Source organism: Pseudomonas sp. FEN, from assembly GCF_904067045.1.
In the GTDB taxonomy this organism is placed as follows: Bacteria; Pseudomonadota; Gammaproteobacteria; order Pseudomonadales; family Pseudomonadaceae; genus Aquipseudomonas.
Map to the genome: position 1 here is coordinate 106,179 of NZ_CAJFDC010000036.1, position 19,340 is coordinate 125,518.

Annotated in this window: 19 protein-coding genes; 2 read left to right on the top strand and 17 right to left on the bottom strand. The window is 58.2% G+C overall.

Features of this window, described 5'->3' with window-relative positions; genetic code table 11:
* Window positions 1-53 precede the first annotated feature (53 nt).
* A complete protein-coding gene (locus PFEN_RS24130; RefSeq protein WP_191490241.1) occupies window positions 54-872 on the bottom strand; it encodes an ABC transporter permease in 819 nt (272 codons plus the stop codon).
* 118 nt (window positions 873-990) lie between these two features.
* Between PFEN_RS24130 and PFEN_RS24135 the strand changes: the two genes are divergently transcribed.
* The gene (locus tag PFEN_RS24135) at window positions 991-1,947 is read left to right on the top strand and encodes a glycosyltransferase family 2 protein (protein WP_224771066.1); all 957 of its coding nucleotides are present in this window, start codon (window positions 991-993) and stop codon (window positions 1,945-1,947) included.
* The gene (locus PFEN_RS24140) at window positions 1,940-2,809 is read left to right on the top strand and encodes an NAD-dependent epimerase/dehydratase family protein (RefSeq protein WP_191489145.1); all 870 of its coding nucleotides are present in this window, start codon (window positions 1,940-1,942) and stop codon (window positions 2,807-2,809) included. Before PFEN_RS24135 ends, PFEN_RS24140 begins: the two co-directional genes overlap by 8 nt.
* Window positions 2,810-3,044: 235 nt before the next feature.
* On the opposite strand, the gene glmS is transcribed toward PFEN_RS24140, so the two are convergent.
* From glmS to mnmG, 16 genes are all read right to left on the bottom strand, one after another.
* Window positions 3,045-4,880: a glutamine--fructose-6-phosphate transaminase (isomerizing) gene (gene glmS / locus PFEN_RS24145; RefSeq protein ID WP_191489146.1), complete on the bottom strand. Its 1,836-nt coding sequence runs from the start codon at window positions 4,878-4,880 to the stop codon at window positions 3,045-3,047.
* A 3-nt stretch (window positions 4,881-4,883) separates the two neighbouring features.
* The gene (locus PFEN_RS24150; RefSeq protein ID WP_191490243.1) at window positions 4,884-5,660 is read right to left on the bottom strand and encodes a DeoR/GlpR family DNA-binding transcription regulator; all 777 of its coding nucleotides are present in this window, start codon (window positions 5,658-5,660) and stop codon (window positions 4,884-4,886) included.
* A 119-nt stretch (window positions 5,661-5,779) separates the two neighbouring features.
* Entirely contained in the window at window positions 5,780-7,147 is a 1,368-nt protein-coding gene (gene glmU / locus PFEN_RS24155; RefSeq protein WP_191489147.1) for a bifunctional UDP-N-acetylglucosamine diphosphorylase/glucosamine-1-phosphate N-acetyltransferase GlmU, read from the bottom strand.
* 113 nt (window positions 7,148-7,260) lie between these two features.
* Complete coding sequence (locus tag PFEN_RS24160; RefSeq protein ID WP_191489148.1) at window positions 7,261-7,686, bottom strand: F0F1 ATP synthase subunit epsilon; 426 nt, start codon at window positions 7,684-7,686, stop codon at window positions 7,261-7,263.
* Between the two features lie 45 nt (window positions 7,687-7,731).
* A complete protein-coding gene (gene atpD, locus PFEN_RS24165) occupies window positions 7,732-9,108 on the bottom strand; it encodes a F0F1 ATP synthase subunit beta (protein ID WP_191489149.1) in 1,377 nt (458 codons plus the stop codon).
* Between the two features lie 27 nt (window positions 9,109-9,135).
* Entirely contained in the window at window positions 9,136-9,996 is an 861-nt protein-coding gene (atpG, locus tag PFEN_RS24170; protein WP_191489150.1) for a F0F1 ATP synthase subunit gamma, read from the bottom strand.
* 50 nt (window positions 9,997-10,046) lie between these two features.
* On the bottom strand, window positions 10,047-11,591 hold the full coding sequence (gene atpA, locus PFEN_RS24175; protein ID WP_191489151.1) for a F0F1 ATP synthase subunit alpha: 1,545 nt from the start codon (window positions 11,589-11,591) through the stop codon (window positions 10,047-10,049).
* A gap of 21 nt (window positions 11,592-11,612) precedes the next feature.
* Window positions 11,613-12,149, bottom strand: coding sequence for a F0F1 ATP synthase subunit delta (locus PFEN_RS24180; protein WP_100939910.1), 537 nt, complete (start codon window positions 12,147-12,149; stop codon window positions 11,613-11,615).
* 12 nt (window positions 12,150-12,161) lie between these two features.
* Window positions 12,162-12,632, bottom strand: coding sequence for a F0F1 ATP synthase subunit B (locus tag PFEN_RS24185; RefSeq protein WP_191489152.1), 471 nt, complete (start codon window positions 12,630-12,632; stop codon window positions 12,162-12,164).
* Between the two features lie 58 nt (window positions 12,633-12,690).
* Window positions 12,691-12,948: a F0F1 ATP synthase subunit C gene (gene atpE / locus PFEN_RS24190; protein ID WP_019694395.1), complete on the bottom strand. Its 258-nt coding sequence runs from the start codon at window positions 12,946-12,948 to the stop codon at window positions 12,691-12,693.
* A 133-nt stretch (window positions 12,949-13,081) separates the two neighbouring features.
* Window positions 13,082-13,954 (bottom strand): F0F1 ATP synthase subunit A, encoded by an 873-nt coding sequence (gene atpB / locus PFEN_RS24195; protein WP_191489153.1) that lies wholly within the window; start codon window positions 13,952-13,954, stop codon window positions 13,082-13,084.
* A gap of 16 nt (window positions 13,955-13,970) precedes the next feature.
* Window positions 13,971-14,378: a F0F1 ATP synthase subunit I gene (locus PFEN_RS24200; protein WP_191489154.1), complete on the bottom strand. Its 408-nt coding sequence runs from the start codon at window positions 14,376-14,378 to the stop codon at window positions 13,971-13,973.
* 157 nt (window positions 14,379-14,535) lie between these two features.
* A complete protein-coding gene (locus tag PFEN_RS24205; RefSeq protein WP_191489155.1) occupies window positions 14,536-15,408 on the bottom strand; it encodes a ParB/RepB/Spo0J family partition protein in 873 nt (290 codons plus the stop codon).
* Window positions 15,409-15,417: 9 nt separating this feature from the next.
* Complete coding sequence (locus tag PFEN_RS24210) at window positions 15,418-16,212, bottom strand: ParA family protein (protein WP_191489156.1); 795 nt, start codon at window positions 16,210-16,212, stop codon at window positions 15,418-15,420.
* Between the two features lie 18 nt (window positions 16,213-16,230).
* Window positions 16,231-16,875: a 16S rRNA (guanine(527)-N(7))-methyltransferase RsmG gene (rsmG, locus tag PFEN_RS24215; RefSeq protein WP_191489157.1), complete on the bottom strand. Its 645-nt coding sequence runs from the start codon at window positions 16,873-16,875 to the stop codon at window positions 16,231-16,233.
* On the bottom strand, window positions 16,872-18,764 hold the full coding sequence (mnmG, locus tag PFEN_RS24220) for a tRNA uridine-5-carboxymethylaminomethyl(34) synthesis enzyme MnmG (RefSeq protein ID WP_191489158.1): 1,893 nt from the start codon (window positions 18,762-18,764) through the stop codon (window positions 16,872-16,874). Before mnmG ends, rsmG begins: the two co-directional genes overlap by 4 nt.
* Window positions 18,765-19,340: the final 576 nt, after the last annotated feature.

Below are 19,340 nucleotides of genomic sequence, written 5' to 3' on the forward strand. Positions count from 1 at the left end.
AAGTATCGAAGTAAATCGTCGTCTTGCCAAGCAGCTCAACCAGAATGCTAACCTCAGACGACATCGGCGAAGCCTTTGCGCGTTTTTTGAAACCAGGCAAACCCGCCCCATGCAACCAACAGAGAGGCGGCGGTGTAACTGATCAAACTGCCAAATTGTGGTGCTTTTCCCCAAAATAGAACGTTGCGTGCCATTTCCACAGGAAAGGTCAACGGATTCATCTGCAGGACGACCGTATAACTTTCAGGAAGTGCCGAGAGCGGATAGAAAATCGGCGAAAGAAAAAGCATGGCCGTGGTGATAATACCGACGAGTTGACCGATATCACGCAGATAAACACTAAGTGACGCTAGAAACCAAGAAATACCCAGCGTGAGTAGTGCAAAAGGTAATAGCACCAACGGCAACAGGAAAATGGTTAACGAAGGCAGGCCAAACAACACGGTATAGAATATCAGCCAGGCCAGCAGGCTCACAGCCATGTGGAACAAGGCTGCCCCCAGAGACACGATGGGCAGTATTTCCAGGGGGAAAACTATTTTTTTGACGTAATTGCTATTGGCCAATATCAGTCCCGGCGCGCGATTTACACATTCGGAAAACAGGTTGAATATTAGCAGGCCCGCGAACAACACCAAGGCGAACTCGCTCTTGGAATCGCTGCCACCAGACCACCGGGCTTTAAAGACGACACTGAATACAAAAGTATACACAAGAAGCATGAACACTGGCGTAAAAAACGACCAAAAAATGCCTAGCATCGAACCTTTGTAACGGCCCACTATCTCTCTGCGAATTAACGCTCTAATCAGATTTCGATTGGCACCGAGGCTCTTGACCATTGCTGCGGGAGAAAGACTAAACGGCTGCATTTTCTTGCTGAGTCCTTGGCCGAGCTCGAGTGCTTGTCCTTGAGCGGGGTGCTTCCAGAAGAGTGGATCAGCATAAGCTTTTATGCTGTAATACAAACATCAGCGAGTCGATCCCTTATTGAACAAGCCGGAAAGCATACCATTGTCCGATACTTTAATCACGCCCCCCCTACAGGGAGCGTGTGACGTAATTATCGTCAACTACAATGCTGGAGAGTTTCTGAGGGCTTGCGTCGAATCGGCCTTTGCGGCAGGGGCTTCAACGGTTATTGTGGTGGACAATAACTCCCATGACTGCAGTTTGGCGACAGTGGAACGACGCCATAAAACTGACAACTCGTTCATTATCGTTCGAAACACTTCCAATCTTGGGTTTGCAGCGGCGTGTAATATAGGAACTCGTTATTCCGCTGCCCCAAACGTTCTTTTTCTTAACCCAGACACCGTACTTTCTGCCGATGCGCTGGACTGCCTGATAGACACTTTAAATAGCTCACTCTCTATTGGCATGGTGGGCGGTTTTCTGTGCAATCCGGATGGCAGTGAGCAAGCGGGAGGACGCCGGGTATTCCCCACACCACAACGAGCGCTGTTACGGGCATTCGGGCTGTCCCGGCTGACTCGGTTTTTTCCGGCTGCATTTGCAGATTTTTTGCTCCATGAAGACCCTGTCCCGGCGGGCCCTGTAGAAGTAGAAGCGATTTCCGGTGCCTGCATGCTGGTCAAGCGAGAGGCTATGGACATGGTAGGACTCTGGGACGAGAACTACTTTCTGCATTGTGAGGATCTGGACTGGTGCATGCGTTTTGGCCGCAGTGGTTGGAAAATAATGTTTGTACCCTGTGCGCGGATCACCCATGAGGTCGGTGTGTGTAGCCGAAATCGCCCGTATTTTGTTGAGTGGCACAAGCACCTTGGAATGCTGCGCTTCTATCGCAAATTTTTCCGTCACAAATACCCGATTTTATTGTGGGGTGGCGTGGTCGTGGGCGTCTGGTTTAGGTTCAGCCTAGTCATCGCTCGCCATGCAGTCAAGCAACTGCGCTATTCTGCAAAAACGAGAAAACATGCCTGAATCGCACGTCGGGGTATTAGGAGGTTCAAGCTTCCTTGGGAAACGCGCGCTCCCCTTGCTGGTGCAGGCGGGTTGCCAGGTCAGCGTTTGTACACGACGCGAACCTCTGCCAAGCTCTACGCAGATTGAATGGTGTCATGCCGAAGATTGGCAGGGACTAGAGCTGGATGCATTGCTGTCGTTTGCACCCATCTGGGTTTTACCGGGCTATCTCGAGCGCCTTAATACCAGCAAACTCAAGCGCATTGTTGCCTTGTCCTCCACCAGCCGATACATCAAGGCGCAATCACCTGACTCGCAGGAAAGAGCACTCGCGCAGCGCTTGATCAGTGCAGAAGATTACGTACAAAACTGGGCACTGGCACGTGGAGTCGATTGGGTAATTTTGCGTCCGACCATGATTTATGGCCTCGCGCTGGATAAAAACATCACCGAAGTGGCGCGCCTTATTCGGCGGCTGGGCTTCTTTCCGTTGATGGGGGGGGGCACAGGATTACGCCAGCCTGTTCATATAGATGACGTGGTTCAGGCCTGTATCACAGCCTTGGCGCCTGAAGCAAAGAGCGGTGCCTACAATCTGTCCGGCGGCGAGACCCTCACTTATCGCAGCATGGTGGCGAGAATATTCCAGGCTCAAGGGCTTCCAGAGCGCACATTACATTTCCCGTCGGAGTTTTTGCGCTTCGCCATCTTCGTTATGCGTGGCTTACCACGTTATCGACATCTTTCCCCTGCGCTGGTGACGCGCATGAATCAGGATCTGGTGTTCGACCATTTGGACGCAACTCTCCACCTCAGGTTTTCGCCGCGCCCTTTCCACTTGAGTGAGCAGGACCTCTCCAGATCGGAGCCCTTGAGTTGAACACTCAAAGAAGAATATGTCGCTCCCTCGGCCTAATGATGCTCGGCAACGACCATCTCGAAGGCATTCCTAGGCCACTGCAGCTGAAAATTGAAACGATAAATCCAGACCGAAGGATCGACCCTGAAAAGGACCTCCCCCGTAAATACGGGGGTTTAGGTCTTGCGTTAATCTAAGTTGGTTTGTGTCAATCTTTATTGTTCACATCCATCGGGGCAAGGCCTTGTGACAAGCTTTATTCCACCGTCACCGACTTCGCCAGGTTACGCGGCTGGTCGACATCCGTGCCCTTGAGCACCGCCACGTAGTACGACAGCAGTTGCAGTGGGATGGTGTAGAGGATCGGCGCCAGGGTGTCGTGGATGTGCGGCATGGTGATGACGTGAGTGCCTTCGCCATTGACCATCCCGGCCTCCTCGTCGGCGAAGACGATCAGTTGACCGCCCCGCGCCCGGACTTCCTGCAGGTTGGACTTGAGCTTCTCCAACAATTCGTTGTTCGGCGCGACGGTAACGATCGGCATGTCGTTGTCCACCAGCGCCAATGGGCCGTGTTTGAGCTCACCGGCCGGATAGGCCTCGGCGTGAATATAGGAAATTTCCTTGAGCTTGAGCGAGCCTTCCATCGCCACCGGATACTGCGCGCCACGACCGAGGAACAGGGTGTGATGCTTGTCGGCGAACAGCTCGGCGATTTTCTCGACCTTGGCGTCCATGGCCAATGTCTCGCCCAGGCGCGTCGGCAGGCGCCGCAACTCTTCCACCAGCTCCGCTTCGACACCCGGTGCCAGGGTGCCACGGACCTGGCCCAGGGCCAGGGTCAGCAGCAACAGGCCCACCAGTTGAGTGGTGAAGGCCTTGGTCGAGGCCACGCCGATCTCGCGGCCGGCCTGGGTCAACAGGGTCAGGTCCGACTCGCGCACCAGCGAACTGATGCTGACGTTGCAGATGGCCAGGCTGCCGAGGAAACCCAGTTCCTTGGCATTGCGCAGGGCCGCCAGCGTGTCGGCGGTTTCGCCGGACTGGGAGATGGCAACGAACAAGGTGTCCGGCTGCACCACCACCTTGCGGTAGCGGAACTCACTGGCAACCTCGACCTGGCACGGAATCCCCGCCAGGCCTTCGAGCCAATAGCGCGCCACCATGCCGGCGTGATAGCTGGTGCCGCAGGCGACGATCTGGACATTGCGCACCTTGGCGAACAACTCGGCCGCCTGTGGACCGAACGCCTGCACCAGGACCTGGTTCGGGCCGAGACGGTTTTCCAGGGTGCGCTGGACCACGGTCGGTTGCTCGTGGATTTCCTTGAGCATGAAGTGGCGGAACGCGCCCTTCTCGGCGGCCTCCGCGCCGTCGCGATACTGCACGGCCTCGCGCTCGACCTGACGGCCGTTGATGTCCCAGATCCGCACGCTGTCGCGATGGATCTCGGCGATATCACCCTCCTCCAGGTACATGAAACGGTCAGTGACCTGACGCAGTGCCAGCTGGTCGGAGGCGAGGAAGTTTTCCCCCAGGCCCAGGCCGATCACCAGTGGGCTGCCGCTGCGGGCGGCCAGCAGGCGATCCGGTTGCTGCGCACTGATCACCGCCAGGCCGTAGGCACCATGCAGCTCCTTGACGGTGGCTTTCAAAGCTTTGGTCAGGTCACCCAGCTCCTTGAACTTGTGGTTCAGCAGGTGGGCGATGACCTCGGTATCGGTGTCCGAGGTAAAGACATAGCCCAACCCCTTGAGCTTTTCACGTAGCGCCTCGTGGTTCTCGATGATGCCGTTGTGTACCACGGCAATATCGGACCCGGAAAAATGTGGGTGGGCGTTGCGCTCACAGGGAGCGCCGTGGGTTGCCCAACGGGTGTGGGCAATACCCAGGCGACCGGGCATTGGCGCCCCCGCCAGGGCTTGCTCCAGCTCACTGACCTTCCCTGTGCGACGAGTGCGCTCCAGGGTGCCGTTATGGCTGAAAACGGCGACACCGGCGCTGTCGTAGCCGCGGTACTCCAGACGCTTCAGGCCTTCGACCAGGATGGCCGTGATATTACGTTCAGCAACTGCACCGACAATTCCACACATGCTCTATTTCTCCTGGCTGGCAACCGCGCAAACGACAGTGATGCCGCGGGCCTGAATCTGTTCGCGAACCTCTTGAGGTAAGCGATCATCGGTAATAAGGGTATGGATACTGCTCCAGGGCAGCTCCAGGTTGGGAATCTTGCGGCCGATCTTGTCGGACTCGACCATGACCACCACTTCGCGGGCGACCTCCGCCATCACCCGACTCAGCCCCAGCAATTCGTGGAAGGTGGTGGTGCCACGCTCCAGATCGATGCCATCGGCACCGATGAACAACTGGTCGAAGTCGTAGGAACGCAACACGCGCTCGGCGACCTGGCCCTGGAAAGACTCGGAATGCGGGTCCCAGGTACCACCAGTCATCAGCAGCACCGGTTCGTGTTCCAGCTCGCTCAGGGCGCGGGCGACATGCAGGGAGTTGGTCATCACCACCAGGCCGGGTTGCTGGCCCAGTTGCGGGATCATCGCGGCGGTGGTGCTGCCACTGTCGATGATGATACGCGCGTGCTCGCGGATACGTCCGACGGCGGTACGGGCAATGGCCTGCTTGTAGCGGGAAACCGCCTGGGCAGGATCGCTGAACAGCTCGTGGGGAATGGTGATCGCACCGCCATAGCGGCGCATCAACAGGCCGTGGCTTTCCAGGGCCGCGAGATCCTTGCGAATCGTCACCTCGGAGGTTTCGAAGCGCCTGGCCAATTCATCCACACTGACTTCACCCTGGTCATTGAGCATGGCCAGGATATTGTGCCGACGTTGAGGGGTGTTGCGTTTCGATATAGTCACTTAAGTTTCGATTCGAAAGATAACGGCGCCAATAAGACCTTCGAACCGAAACTTAGTCAAGTGAAATGATCGCAGCTGTGGATAAATCAGCGTGCAACGTCACTGTGGATAACTCAGGGCTTGCCGAGCTTCACCGGGCGCTTCCAGCCATCGATATTGCGCTGGCGGGCACGGGCCACGCCCAACTGCGACTCACCGAGGTTCTGGGTGATGGTCGAACCCGCCGCCGTGCTGGCTCCAGAAGAGATATCCACAGGTGCCACCAGCGAATTGTTGGAACCGATGAACACGTCCTCGCCCAACACCGTCCTGTGCTTGTTGGCCCCGTCATAGTTGCAGGTGATGGTACCGGCGCCGATATTGGTCCGCGCACCGACTTCGGCATCGCCGAGGTAGGTCAGGTGCCCGCACTTGGCGTCTTCGCCCAGGTGCGTATTCTTCAGTTCGACAAAGTTACCCACATGGGCACGGGCGTCGAGCACGCTGCCCGGGCGCAGGCGGGCGAACGGACCGGCATCGCTGCCCTCGCCCATGACCGCACCGTCGAGATGGCTGTTGGCCTTGATCGTCACGCCCTTGCGCAGGGTGCTGTTCCTGATCACGCAGTTCGGGCCGATGACCACGTTGTCCTCGATCACCACCTGACCTTCGAGAATCACGTTGATGTCGATCAGCACATCGCGGCCGACGATGACCTCACCGCGCACATCGAAACGCGCCGGGTCGCGCAGCGTCACCCCTTGTGCCATCAGTCGCCGAGCCGCACGCAACTGGTAATGACGTTCCAGCTCCGCCAACTGCAAGCGGTCGTTGGCGCCCTGTACCTCCATCGCGTCCTGCGGTTGCTCGGTGGCGACCGCCAGGCCGTCACCCACGGCCATGGCGATGACATCGGTCAGGTAGTACTCGCCCTGGGCATTGTTGTTCGACAAGCGGCTCATCCACTCACCCAGGCGCTTGGCCGGTACCGCGAGAATTCCGGTATTGCCTTCGGTAATGGCACGCTCGGCCGCGCTGGCGTCCTTCTGTTCGACGATGGCGCAGACCTTGCCCGCGGCATCGCGCACAATCCGGCCGTAGCCAGTGGGGTCAGCCAGCTCGACCGTCAACAGCCCGAGTTGCTCGGGGCCCGCCTGCTTCAGCAGGCGCCGCAAGGTCTCGACTTCGATCAAGGGCACGTCGCCGTAGAGGATCAGCACAGTGTCGGCACTAATGAACGGCACTGCCTGAGCCACGGCATGACCGGTGCCGAGCTGCTGGTCCTGCAGGACAAAATTCAGGTCATCGGCGGCCAGGCGCTCACGCACCAGGTCGGCACCGTGGCCGATCACGACATGGATGCGCTGTGGATCAAGTTGTCGAGCGCTGTGGATAACATGTCCCAGCATCGAATTGCCCGCAACCGGGTGCAGCACTTTAGGCAACGATGAACGCATGCGAGTGCCCTGACCCGCGGCGAGGATAACGATTTCGAGAGACATGACTGGCTACCAATCCTGGTGTGGTCAGCGACTGTGACCAAGTAATAAATGCGGAAAAGAAAAAAGGGTAGCCGAGGCTACCCTTTTTAATCAATCACACAACAAGCCTCGGCTTAACCGCCGAACTTCTTGCGGATCTGCTGAACGGTGCGCAGCTGAGCTGCAGCCTCGGCCAGACGTGCGGCAGCGGAGCCATAGTCGAAGTCCGCGCCTCTTTCGTGCAGCGCCTTCTCAGCGGCCTTGACGGCTTCCTGAGCGGAGGCTTCATCCAGGTCGGCAGCACGTTGCACGGTGTCGGCAAGCACCTTGACCATGTTCGGCTGAACCTCGAGGAAACCACCGGAGATGTAGAACACCTCGGCTTCCCCGCCCTGCTTGATCAAGCGGATAGGACCCGGCTTGAGATGGGTGATCAGCGGCGCGTGCCCCAGGGCGATCCCCAGATCACCCAGTGCACCGTGCGCAATCACCATCTCGACCAGCCCGGAGAAGATCTCCCCTTCTGCACTGACGATATCGCAATGGACTGTCATAGCCATCTGATTGCCTCAACCTAAATTAGCGCCCGTTGCCGGGCGCCGGGATTACAGTTTCTTGGCTTTCTCGATCGCTTCTTCGATGCCGCCAACCATGTAGAACGCTTGTTCTGGCAGGTGGTCGTAGTCACCGTTGAGGATGCCTTTGAAGCCAGCAATGGTGTCTTTCAGGGAAACGTATTTACCCGAGGCACCGGTGAAGACTTCAGCCACGAAGAACGGCTGCGACAGGAAGCGCTGGATCTTACGAGCACGGGATACCAACTGCTTGTCGGTTTCCGACAGTTCGTCCATACCCAGGATCGCAATGATGTCCTTCAGCTCTTTGTAACGCTGCAGCACGTACTGAACACCGCGAGCGGTTTCGTAGTGCTCGTTGCCGATCACGTTCGGGTCCAGCTGGCGCGAAGTCGAGTCCAGTGGATCGACCGCTGGGTAGATACCCAGGGAGGCGATGTCACGGGACAGTACGACGGTGGCGTCCAAGTGGGCGAAGGTGGTCGCCGGCGACGGGTCGGTCAAGTCATCCGCGGGAACGTAGACGGCCTGGATCGAGGTAATCGAACCGTTCTTGGTCGAAGTGATGCGCTCTTGCAGCACGCCCATCTCTTCAGCCAGGGTCGGCTGGTAACCTACTGCCGAAGGCATACGGCCCAGCAGTGCGGATACTTCGGTACCGGCCAGGGTGTAACGGTAGATGTTGTCGACGAACAGCAGAACGTCGTTACCTTCGTCACGGAACTTTTCGGCCATGGTCAGACCGGTCAGGGCGACGCGCAGACGGTTTCCCGGCGGCTCGTTCATCTGACCGTAAACCAGTGCCACTTTGTCCAGAACGTTGGAGTCCTTCATCTCGTGGTAGAAGTCGTTACCCTCACGAGTACGCTCACCCACACCGGCGAACACGGAATAACCGCTGTGCTCGATGGCGATGTTACGGATCAGTTCCATCATGTTTACGGTCTTGCCGACACCGGCACCACCGAACAGACCGACTTTACCGCCCTTGGCGAACGGGCAGACCAGGTCGATAACCTTGATGCCGGTTTCCAGCAGGTCGTTGCCGCCCGCTTGTTCCGCGAAGGATGGCGCGGGACGGTGAATGCCCCAACGCTCTTCGGTGTCGATCGGGCCAGCTTCGTCGATCGGGTTGCCGAGGACGTCCATGATCCGGCCCAGGGTCGCTTTACCGACCGGTACGGAGATGGCGGCTTTGGTGTCGACAACGTCCAGACCGCGCTTCAAGCCTTCGGTGGAACCCATCGCAATGGTACGCACCACGCCGTCGCCCAGCTGCTGCTGAACTTCCAGGGTGGTTTCCGCGCCTTGTACTTTCAGCGCGTTGTAGATGCTCGGTACGCTGTCGCGTGGGAATTCCACGTCGATAACGGCGCCGATGATTTGAACGATACGTCCGCTACTCATAGCTGGATCCTCTGAATATTTGAACCGTTAAACCGCGGCAGCGCCGCCGACGATTTCCGAGATCTCTTGGGTGATCGCAGCCTGACGCGCCTTGTTGTAGATCAGCTGCAAATCGCTGATCAAATCACCGGCGTTGTCGGTAGCGTTCTTCATCGCGATCATCCGCGCAGCTTGTTCGGCCGCGTTGTTCTCGACCACCGCCTGGTACACCTGCGACTCCACGTAGCGCACCATCAAGCCGTCAAGCAGCTCTTTGGCGTCCGGTTCGTAGAGATAGTCCCAGTGGTGCTTGAGTTCTTGATCCGGGGTCGCAACCAATGGAATCAACTGCTCTACGGTGGGCTGTTGAGTCATGGTGTTGATGAACTTGTTGGACACCACGGACAGGCGGTCAATACGGCCGTCCAGGTAGGCATCCAGCATCACCTTGACGCTGCCGATCAGATCGTTGATCGACGGCTCTTCACCCAGGTGGCTGATAGCTGCAACGACGTTACCGCCGAAGTTGCGGAAAAACGCCGCACCTTTGCTACCGACTACACACAGGTCAATCTCGACGCCGTTTTCGCGGTTTACCGCCATGTCCTTGACCAGGGCCTTGAACAGGTTGGTGTTCAAGCCACCGCACAGACCACGGTCACTGCTCACCACGACATAGCCGACGCGCTTGACGGCGTGATCGATCATGAACGGGTGGCGGTATTCCGGGTTGGCGTTGGCCAGATGCCCAATTACCTGGCGGATACGTTCCGCATAAGGACGGCTCGCAGCCATGCGCATTTGTGCCTTGCGCATTTTGCTGACCGCCACTTTTTCCATGGCGCTGGTAATCTTTTGCGTGCTTTTGATGCTCGCAATCTTACTGCGAATCTCTTTTGCGCCTGCCATGTAACACCTATCAGGTTAGCAAGCGGGAGCCTTGCGGCTCCCGCTGCGGCTTACCAGGTTTGGGTGGCCTTGAACTTCTCGATACCAGCCTTGAGGCCAGCGTCGATTTCGTCATTGAAGTCACCCTTCACGTTGATCTTGGCCAACAAGTCGGCGTGATCGCGGTTGAAGTAAGCAATCAGCGCTTGTTCGAAGCTACCGACCTTGGCGATTTCGACGTCAGTCAGGAACCCACGCTCAGCGGCATACAGCGACAGCGACATGTCGGCAATCGACATCGGCGCATATTGCTTCTGCTTCATCAGCTCGGTAACGCGCTGACCGTGTTCAAGTTGCTTGCGGGTCGCTTCGTCCAGGTCAGAAGCGAACTGGGCGAATGCCGCCAGTTCACGGTACTGAGCCAGGGCGGTACGGATACCACCGGACAGCTTCTTGATGATCTTGGTCTGAGCGGCACCACCTACGCGGGATACCGAAACACCGGCGTTCACAGCAGGACGGATCCCGGAGTTGAACATCGCCGATTCCAGGAAGATCTGACCGTCGGTGATGGAAATCACGTTGGTCGGAACGAACGCGGAAACGTCGCCAGCCTGGGTTTCGATGATCGGCAGCGCGGTCAGGGAACCGGTCTTGCCAGTCACTGCGCCCTTGGTGAACTTCTCGACGTACTCTTCCGAAACGCGGGATGCGCGCTCCAGCAGACGGGAGTGGAGATAGAACACGTCACCTGGGTAGGCTTCACGGCCTGGCGGACGGCGCAGCAGCAGGGAAATCTGGCGGTAAGCCACTGCTTGCTTGGACAGATCGTCATAAACGATCAGCGCGTCTTCGCCGCGGTCACGGAAGAACTCGCCCATGGTGCAACCGGAGTACGGTGCCAGGAACTGCAGCGCAGGAGATTCGGAAGCACTGGCGGCCACGATGATGGTGTTGGCCAGGGCACCGTTTTCTTCCAGCTTGCGAACCACGTTGGCGATGGTCGATTGCTTCTGACCGATGGCCACGTAGACGCAGAAAATGCCGCTGTCTTTCTGGTTGATGATCGCGTCGATCGCCAGAGCGGTCTTACCGATCTGACGGTCACCGATGATCAGCTCACGCTGGCCACGGCCGACCGGGATCATGGCATCGACAGCCTTGTAGCCAGTCTGTACAGGCTGGTCTACCGACTTACGCCAGATCACGCCTGGAGCAACTTTCTCGACCGCGTCGGTCTCGGTGTTGTTCAGTGGACCTTTGCCGTCAACCGGGTTACCCAGTGCGTCGACAACGCGACCCAGCAGTTCCTTACCGACCGGAACTTCGAGGATGCGGCCGGTGCACTTGGCGCTCATGCCTTCAGCCAGACTGGTGTAAGCGCCGAGTACCACGGCACCTACGGAGTCTTGCTCGAGGTTGAGGGCCATACCGTAGACGCCGCCCGGAAACTCGATCATCTCGCCGTACATGACGTCGGCCAGACCGTGAATCCGCACGATACCGTCAGACACGCTGACGACAGTGCCTTCGTTACGGGCTTGGGAGGTCACATCGAGCTTGTCGATGCGGCCCTTGATAATTTCACTTATTTCGGAAGGATTGAGTTGCTGCATTGCTCTGCTGCCCCTTCAAACTCAAGATTTCAATGCTTCGGCCAGGCTCGCGAGTTTGCCGCGAACCGAGCCATCGATAACCAGGTCGCCGGCGCGGATCACGACACCACCAATCAGGGCGGCATCCTCCGCAACTTGCAGGCGCACTTCCCGATTGAGTCGTGCACTGAGAACCTTGGCGAGTTTGTCTTGCTGTTCTTGGTTCAATGCAAAAGCACTGGTGACTTCCACGTCTACCGATTTCTCTTGTTCGGCCTTGTACAGGTCGAACAGAGCGGCGATCTCCGGCAACAGCAGGAGACGGTCGTTTTCAGCAACGACGTGGATGAAATTCTGTGCCTTGACATCGAACTTGTCGCCACACACGTCAATGAACGTGGTGGCCTTTTCTGCGCTCGTCAGTCGCGGGGCCTTGAGCACGCGCTGCATGGTGTCGTCTTCCGACACCGCTGCTGCCAGGCCGAGCATGGCTGACCAATTGGCCAGTTGCTGGTGGGCCTGAGCGTGCTCGAAGGCCGCCTTAGCGTAAGGTCGGGCCAACGTGGTCAGTTCTGCCATGGTCGCCCTCGCTTAGATTTCAGTAGCCAGTTGGTTAACCAGCTCTGCGTGCGCGTCTTTATCGATTGCCTTGCCCAGGATCTTCCCGGCGCCGTCGACCACCAGGCTACCCAATTGGGCGCGCAGTGCGTCTTTGACACTGTTGAGTTCCTGTTCGATCTCGGCCAGAGCCTGAGCCTTCACACGGTCAGCTTCGACGCGAGCCTGTTCACGGGCCTCGTCGACGATCTGGTTACCGCGTTTCTTGGCTTGCTCAATGATTTCGGCTGCCTGAGCTTTCGCATCGCGCAGTTGATGACCCGCTTTCTCTTGGGCCAACTCCAGGTCGCGAGCTGCTCGGCTGGCAGCGTCCAGTCCATCCGCGATCTTCTTCTGACGTTCGTGCAGTGCCGCGATGACCGGAGGCCACACGAACTTCATGCAAAACAGTACAAAAATGAGGAACGCAACGGACTGGCCAATCAGGGTCGCATTAATGTTCACGCCAACACCTCGCTCGTTCGTTGTCCATCACACCAATCTACTCGAAACATTCGAGTGATTAGTGAGCGAGTTGACCGACGAAGGGGTTCGCGAAGGTGAAGAACAGAGCGATACCAACACCGATCATGGTCACGGCGTCGAGCAGACCGGCGACGATGAACATTTTGACTTGCAGCATTGGGACCATTTCTGGCTGACGCGCGGCGCCTTCCAGGAACTTGCCGCCCAGCAGGCCGAAACCAATTGCGGTACCCAGTGCGCCCAGGCCGATCAACAGTGCAACAGCGATAGCGGTTAGACCAACTACAGTTTCCATCTTTCCTCCCGACTTTTACGTCGTATGGTTTAGGTTTTTTTAATTTAAAGCGGTAAAACAAATCGTTTCGCGGCCCCTTGCGGGGCCACCCCGCGCCGAGGCATCGGGGACATCAGAACCGCCGAGACGGCTCTTAATGGTTTTCTTCGTGCGCCATCGACAGATAGACGATGGTCAGCATCATGAAGATGAACGCCTGCAGGGTGATGATCAGGATGTGGAACACCGCCCACGCCCATTGCAGCACCACGCCCAGGCCGCTGAGCCAGAGCAGACCGCTGCCGAACATCACGGCGATCAGGATGAACACCAGCTCGCCGGCATACATGTTGCCGAACAGTCGCAGGGCCAGCGAGATCGGCTTGGCGATCAGGGTGACGAATTCCAGCAGGAAGTTCACCGGAATCAGCAGGGCCTGAACGAAAATGTTCTTGCTGCCGAACGGATGCAGGGTCAGCTCGCCGATGAAGCCGCCGAGGCCCTTGATCTTGATGCTGTAGAAAATGATCAGTGCGAAGACCGAGAAGGCCATGCCCAGGGTCGCGTTCGGGTCGGTGGTCGACACGGCACGGAACGGGATGTGCTCATCGCCGGAGATCAGCATCGCCAGGTGCGGAATCCAGTCGACCGGGATCAGGTCGATGGCGTTCATCAGGAACACCCAGACGAAGATGGTCAGGGCCAACGGTGCAATTACCGGGCTGCGACCGTGGAAGCTGTCCTTCACGCTGCCATCGACGAACTCGACCAGGACTTCAACGAAGTTCTGCAAGGCGCCGGGTTGACCGGAAGTGGCTTTCTTCGCCGCCATGCGGAAAAGAAAGACAAAGATCAGGCCCAGTGCGACAGACCAGCCCAGAGTATCCAGGTGGAATGCCCAGAAGCCCATGGCCTTGGCCTCTGCTGCGGAATGGGCAAAGCCCCAGCCGCCGTTAGGTAGCTGACCGAAGGTCAGGTTCTGCAGGTGGTGCTGGATATAGCCCGAAGCGGTTGTTTCTGCTGACATGGTTGCCTCAAACGCCCTAAGGTCTCGAAAGTCTTGTTCTCATTAGCACAGGTGCGAACCAGCTGACCGACTGGGTCAGCACGAAGGCACCGAAGACTGCAATCGGCGCCAATGGCTTCACACCTGCGAACGTCAGTGCAAACAGCACTGCCGTCAAAATCAATTTACCCGCCTCGCCGGCATAAAAAGACCGGACGATGGACTGGGCTGCCCGGGCGCCGGAAAACCGAAAGGCCCTGTGAGCAAAATACACATTGGGGAGCAAGGCTATCAGGCCTCCGCAGAGTCCTGAGTACCCGGCAACGACTCCACGCCATTGCCAAAGCGCCAATGCAGCCACCAGCAAAACGACAAACTGGGCCAACAACACCGGAAATACCGCCAGGCGATGGAACGGCAACCTGTTTGGCGTGCGGGTTTCCATCACTGAAGCTCCTCAAGGGTCGGCTGCCACAAATCAATAACTTGGCATAAATTGTGCCGACAAAATGCGCGCAGAGTATAGGGGCGGTTCAGCCCCTATTCAACTGCCAGGTAGTGATTTCCGACTGCCCGCTACATGAGGAAATGTTTCAGCAGATTCAGCGGATATGTGCGAGTACCCCTTGTAGTTCATCCAGGGAGTTATAGCGAATTACCAACTGACCTTTTCCTTTCTGGCCGTGGCGGATCTGCACCGCGGAGCCCAGCCGCTCTGCCAGGCGCTGTTCAAGGCGACTGATGTCCGGATCGACCTTGGCAGGCTCGGCGGGCTCCTGTTTGCCACTGAGCCACTGGCGAACCAGGGCCTCGGTCTGACGCACCGTGAGCCCGCGTGCGACAACGTGTCGCGCCCCTTCGACCTGCCGTTCTTCCGGCAAACCGAGCAAGGCCCGGGCATGACCCATTTCCAGGTCGCCATGGGACAACATGGTCTTGATCACTTCCGGCAACGCGATCAGGCGCAGCAGGTTGGCCACGGTCACCCGGGATTTGCCCACCGCTTCGGCGACCTGTTGCTGGGTCAGCTGGAACTCCTGCTGCAAACGCTGCAGGGCCACGGCTTCCTCGATCGGGTTGAGGTCTTCGCGCTGGATGTTCTCGATCAGCGCCATGGCGATGGCGGTTTCGTCCGGCACATCGCGGACCATGGCCGGAATGGTTTCCAAGCCGGCCTGCTGGCTGGCGCGCCAGCGGCGTTCGCCGGCAATGATTTCAAAACGACCGCTGCCGATCGGGCGCACCACGATCGGCTGCATCACGCCCTGGGCCTTGATCGATTGCGCCAGTTCCTCCAGTGCCTGCGGGTCCATGTCGCGGCGCGGCTGGTACTTGCCGCGCTGGATCAGGTCCAGCGGCAGGTGCTGCAATTCGCGTTGGTCGGCCTGGACAGCCTGTTCTTCCAGCGAACTGACAGTCGGACCACTCAGCAGTGCATCCAGTCCACGTCCGAGACCTCGTTTCTTGACGGCCATGGGGATTCCTTAAGTTGCCGGGGCTGCGGTGCGTGAAGTGCGGCGTTGCCGACGAACCATCTCGCCGGCCAGGGCCAGGTAGGCCACGGCGCCACGGGATTGTTTGTCGTATGCCAGCGCGGGCATGCCGTAGCTCGGGGCTTCGGCCAGGCGAATGTTGCGTGGGATCACGGTGTCGTACAACTGGTCACCGAAATGTTCCTTGAGCTGTGCGGAAACGTCGTTCATCAAACTCAGACGCGGGTCGTACATAGTCCGCAACAGGCCTTCGACTTTCAGCTCCGGGTTGAGCAACTCGGCGATCCGCTTGATGTTATCCACAAGGTCGCTGAGTCCTTCCAGGGCAAAGTATTCGCACTGCATGGGGATAATCACCCCATCGGCGGCCACCAGCGCGTTGAGGGTCAGCATCGACAGCGACGGCGGACAGTCGATGAGGATGTAGTCGTAATTCTCTCGGATCGGCGCCAGGGCGCCGCGCAGGCGGCTTTCCTTCATCTGCATTTCCAGCAGCACCACTTCGGCCGCCGTCAGGTCGCGGTTGGCCGGCAGCAGCTGGTAACCGCCGTGCTCGGAGAAGTGCATGGCCTGGGCCAGGTCGCATTCGCCGATCAGCACATCGTAGATGGAGTATTCCAGAGCGTGTTTATCCACACCGCTACCCATGGTGGCGTTGCCCTGTGGATCGAGGTCGATCAGCAGCACCCGGCGCTTGGTCGCGACCAGGGATGCTGCGAGGTTGATGCAGGTGGTGGTCTTGCCCACGCCACCCTTCTGGTTCGCTATCGCGAATACCTTAGCCATTCTTGCTTGTGTTCCCAATCATGCCGTGCGGCGCAGTATCAGCAGATGGCGTTGGCCTTGGCAACCGGGTACGGCCAAGGCATGTTCGCTATCGAGGTGGAAGTCTGCCGGCAATGCTACCAGCTCATCGGCGGGATGGACGCCCTTCATTGCCAACCAGCGTGTCTCAGCGTCGCCGAGGTGGCGAGTCCAGCCGGTGAAGTTCTCCATGCTGCTGAAGGCCCGGGAAATGATCCCGTTGAAGGGCTGCGGCGGCTGGAAGGCTTCGACCCGACTGTGGATAACTTGCAGGTTATCCAGTTTCAGCTCGAGCTTGACCTGGGTCAGAAAGCGGGTTTTCTTGCCGTTGCTGTCCAGACAGGTCACTTGCGAATCGGGAAACAGGATTGCCAGGGGGATCCCCGGCATCCCACCGCCGCTGCCGACATCGAGCCAGCGGCCGTTTTCGACGAAGGACATCACGCTCAGGCTGTCGAGCAGATGGCGCGAGACCATTTCGTCGGGGTCGCGAACGGCGGTGAGGTTGTAGGCCTGGTTCCATTTGATCAACAAGGCCAGGTAACCCAGTAGCAAGGCGTGCTGGGCTTCACTCAGATTCACGCCGAGCTGACGGGCACCTGTGGATAACTCTTCCGCATGTTGCGAAGTAACCGACGAACTCAAGCGCTTTGCTCCAACTGACGGCCGGCGCCGCGTTTTTTCAGGTGAATCATCAACAGGGAAATCGCCGCGGGTGTCACACCCGGGATCCGCGAAGCCTGGCCCAGTGTCTCCGGACGCGTCACGCCGAGCTTGCTCTGGATCTCCTTGGACAGCCCGGAGATGTTGGTGTAATCGATATCCACAGGCAGTTTGGTGTCTTCGCTGGCGCGCAGACGAGCAATCTCGTCCTGCTGACGGTCGATATAACCGGCGTATTTGGTCTTGATCTCGACCTGCTCGGCGACTTGCGGATCCTCGGCCCCCTGCCCGGTCACCGCGACCAGACCAGCGTAGTCGATTTCCGGACGGCTCAGCAGATTCAGCAAGTTGTATTCGTGAGTCAGCGGCGTGCCGAATTTTTCGGCAATGGCGTCGCCTTGCTCGGTACCCGGGCGAACCCAAGTGCTTTTCAGCCGCTGTTCTTCCAGATCGATGCTTTCGCGTTTCTGGCAGAAGGCCGCCCAGCGCACGTCGTCCACCAGACCCAGCTCACGACCTTTTTCGGTCAGGCGCAGGTCGGCATTGTCTTCGCGCAGGATCAGCCGGTATTCGGCGCGGGACGTGAACATCCGATACGGTTCCTGGGTCCCCAGGGTAATCAGGTCGTCAACCAGCACACCGATGTATGCCTCGTCGCGACGCGGGCACCAACTGTCCTTGCCCTGGGCACGCAACGCGGCGTTCGCGCCAGCCAGCAAACCTTGTGCGCCGGCTTCTTCGTAGCCGGTGGTGCCGTTGATTTGCCCGGCGAAGAACAAGCCGCCAATGACTTTGGTTTCCAGGCTGTACTTCAGGTCACGCGGATCGAAGTAGTCGTATTCGATGGCATAGCCGGGACGCACGATATGGGCGTTTTCCATGCCGCGGATCGACTGGACGATCTGCAACTGCACGTCGAACGGCAAGGAGGTGGATATCCCGTTCGGGTACAGCTCGTGGGTGGTCAGGCCTTCGGGCTCGATAAAGACCTGATGGCTTTCCTTGTCGGCAAAGCGGTGGATCTTGTCTTCGATGGACGGGCAATAACGCGGGCCGATGCCTTCGATCACACCGGAATACATCGGCGAGCGATCGAGGTTCGCGGCAATGATTTCGTGGGTGCGGGCGTTGGTATGGGTAATCCAGCAACTGACTTGCCGTGGATGCTGCTCCTTGGAACCCATGAACGACATCACCGGAATCGGCGTATCGCCCGGTTGTTCGGACATCACCGAGAAATCCACGGAGCGACCGTCAATACGTGGCGGTGTACCGGTTTTCAGGCGACCGACACGCAACGGCAGCTCGCGTAGACGCTGGGCCAGGGCAATTGACGGTGGATCACCGGCGCGTCCGCCGGAATAGTTCTGCATTCCGATGTGGATAAGTCCACCAAGGAAGGTCCCGGTGGTCAGGACCACGGATTCGGCGAAGAAACGCAGGCCCATCTGAGTCACGACACCGCGAACCTGGTCCTGCTCGACGATCAGGTCGTCGGCGGCTTGTTGAAATATCCACAGGTTCGGCTGGTTTTCCAGGATCTCGCGTACCGCGGCCTTGTACAGCACGCGGTCGGCCTGGGCGCGGGTAGCGCGCACGGCTGGGCCTTTGCGGCTGTTCAGGACGCGGAACTGAATGCCGCCTTTGTCGGTGGCCATGGCCATCGCGCCGCCGAGGGCATCGATTTCCTTGACCAGATGGCTTTTGCCGATCCCACCGATGGCGGGGTTGCAGCTCATGGCGCCGAGGGTTTCCACGTTATGCGTCAACAGCAGGGTTTTTGCCCCCATGCGTGCGGACGCCAGTGCTGCCTCGGTACCGGCATGACCGCCGCCGATGACGATCACTTCAAAACGGGAAGGGAAATCCACCACGCACCTCGTGCCTGCTTCAAGTAGGTAATTAGGAATAGGGTCGGCCCACTTTTTTGAGCCAGGTCGTCAAGTATAGGGACTTCCCCCCTCCTAAAGAACCCTTTGCACAAAATTTAACCAGCTGTGGATGAATCACGGACAATAGAAATTAAAAAGAAAGAAATTTATAAGATCTTTGTTTTTATGTTTATTCTTAGTGAGCACCCTTTCTGTGGATAAGGTGCTACAGCCCTTATATATCAATATGTACAGAGATTCAAAAGTCTGTGGTCATGTGGTCACGAGGGGTTGGGATAACCGGTGTAAGCCTGTGGATTAAACAGGTGGTTATCCACAAGTGGGTTCATCCTCAGTTTTCAGGCCCTGTTATCAACCGAGCTGAGGCGTGGTTATTCACAGGGCTTAATCCACAGAAAAATGCCTGCCAGGGCAAATCGTAGGCAGCCGAAAGCCGCCGGAACGATCTCAAATCATCCGACCGGCAAAGAAATGTAGGAGCGGGCTTACTCGCGATGGCGATCTTAGGGCACCGCGATACCTGACGTAGCGGCATTCGATCTTGAAAACACAGCA

What these genes read in the sequence shown, in the direction of transcription:
- atpG (WP_191489150.1), bottom strand. Translation starts at nt 9,996, where the DNA reads ATGGCAGGCGCAAAAGAGATTCGCAGTAAGATTGCGAGCATCAAAAGC.
- PFEN_RS24130 (WP_191490241.1), bottom strand. Translation starts at nt 872, where the DNA reads ATGCAGCCGTTTAGTCTTTCTCCCGCAGCAATGGTCAAGAGCCTCGGT.
- atpA (WP_191489151.1), bottom strand. Translation starts at nt 11,591, where the DNA reads ATGCAGCAACTCAATCCTTCCGAAATAAGTGAAATTATCAAGGGCCGC.
- PFEN_RS24210 (WP_191489156.1), bottom strand. Translation starts at nt 16,212, where the DNA reads ATGGCTAAGGTATTCGCGATAGCGAACCAGAAGGGTGGCGTGGGCAAG.
- PFEN_RS24200 (WP_191489154.1), bottom strand. Translation starts at nt 14,378, where the DNA reads ATGGAAACCCGCACGCCAAACAGGTTGCCGTTCCATCGCCTGGCGGTA.
- PFEN_RS24205 (WP_191489155.1), bottom strand. Translation starts at nt 15,408, where the DNA reads ATGGCCGTCAAGAAACGAGGTCTCGGACGTGGACTGGATGCACTGCTG.
- PFEN_RS24160 (WP_191489148.1), bottom strand. Translation starts at nt 7,686, where the DNA reads ATGGCTATGACAGTCCATTGCGATATCGTCAGTGCAGAAGGGGAGATC.
- PFEN_RS24180 (WP_100939910.1), bottom strand. Translation starts at nt 12,149, where the DNA reads ATGGCAGAACTGACCACGTTGGCCCGACCTTACGCTAAGGCGGCCTTC.
- atpD (WP_191489149.1), bottom strand. Translation starts at nt 9,108, where the DNA reads ATGAGTAGCGGACGTATCGTTCAAATCATCGGCGCCGTTATCGACGTG.
- atpB (WP_191489153.1), bottom strand. Translation starts at nt 13,954, where the DNA reads ATGTCAGCAGAAACAACCGCTTCGGGCTATATCCAGCACCACCTGCAG.
- PFEN_RS24140 (WP_191489145.1), top strand. Translation starts at nt 1,940, where the DNA reads ATGCCTGAATCGCACGTCGGGGTATTAGGAGGTTCAAGCTTCCTTGGG.
- glmU (WP_191489147.1), bottom strand. Translation starts at nt 7,147, where the DNA reads ATGTCTCTCGAAATCGTTATCCTCGCCGCGGGTCAGGGCACTCGCATG.
- atpE (WP_019694395.1), bottom strand. Translation starts at nt 12,948, where the DNA reads ATGGAAACTGTAGTTGGTCTAACCGCTATCGCTGTTGCACTGTTGATC.
- glmS (WP_191489146.1), bottom strand. Translation starts at nt 4,880, where the DNA reads ATGTGTGGAATTGTCGGTGCAGTTGCTGAACGTAATATCACGGCCATC.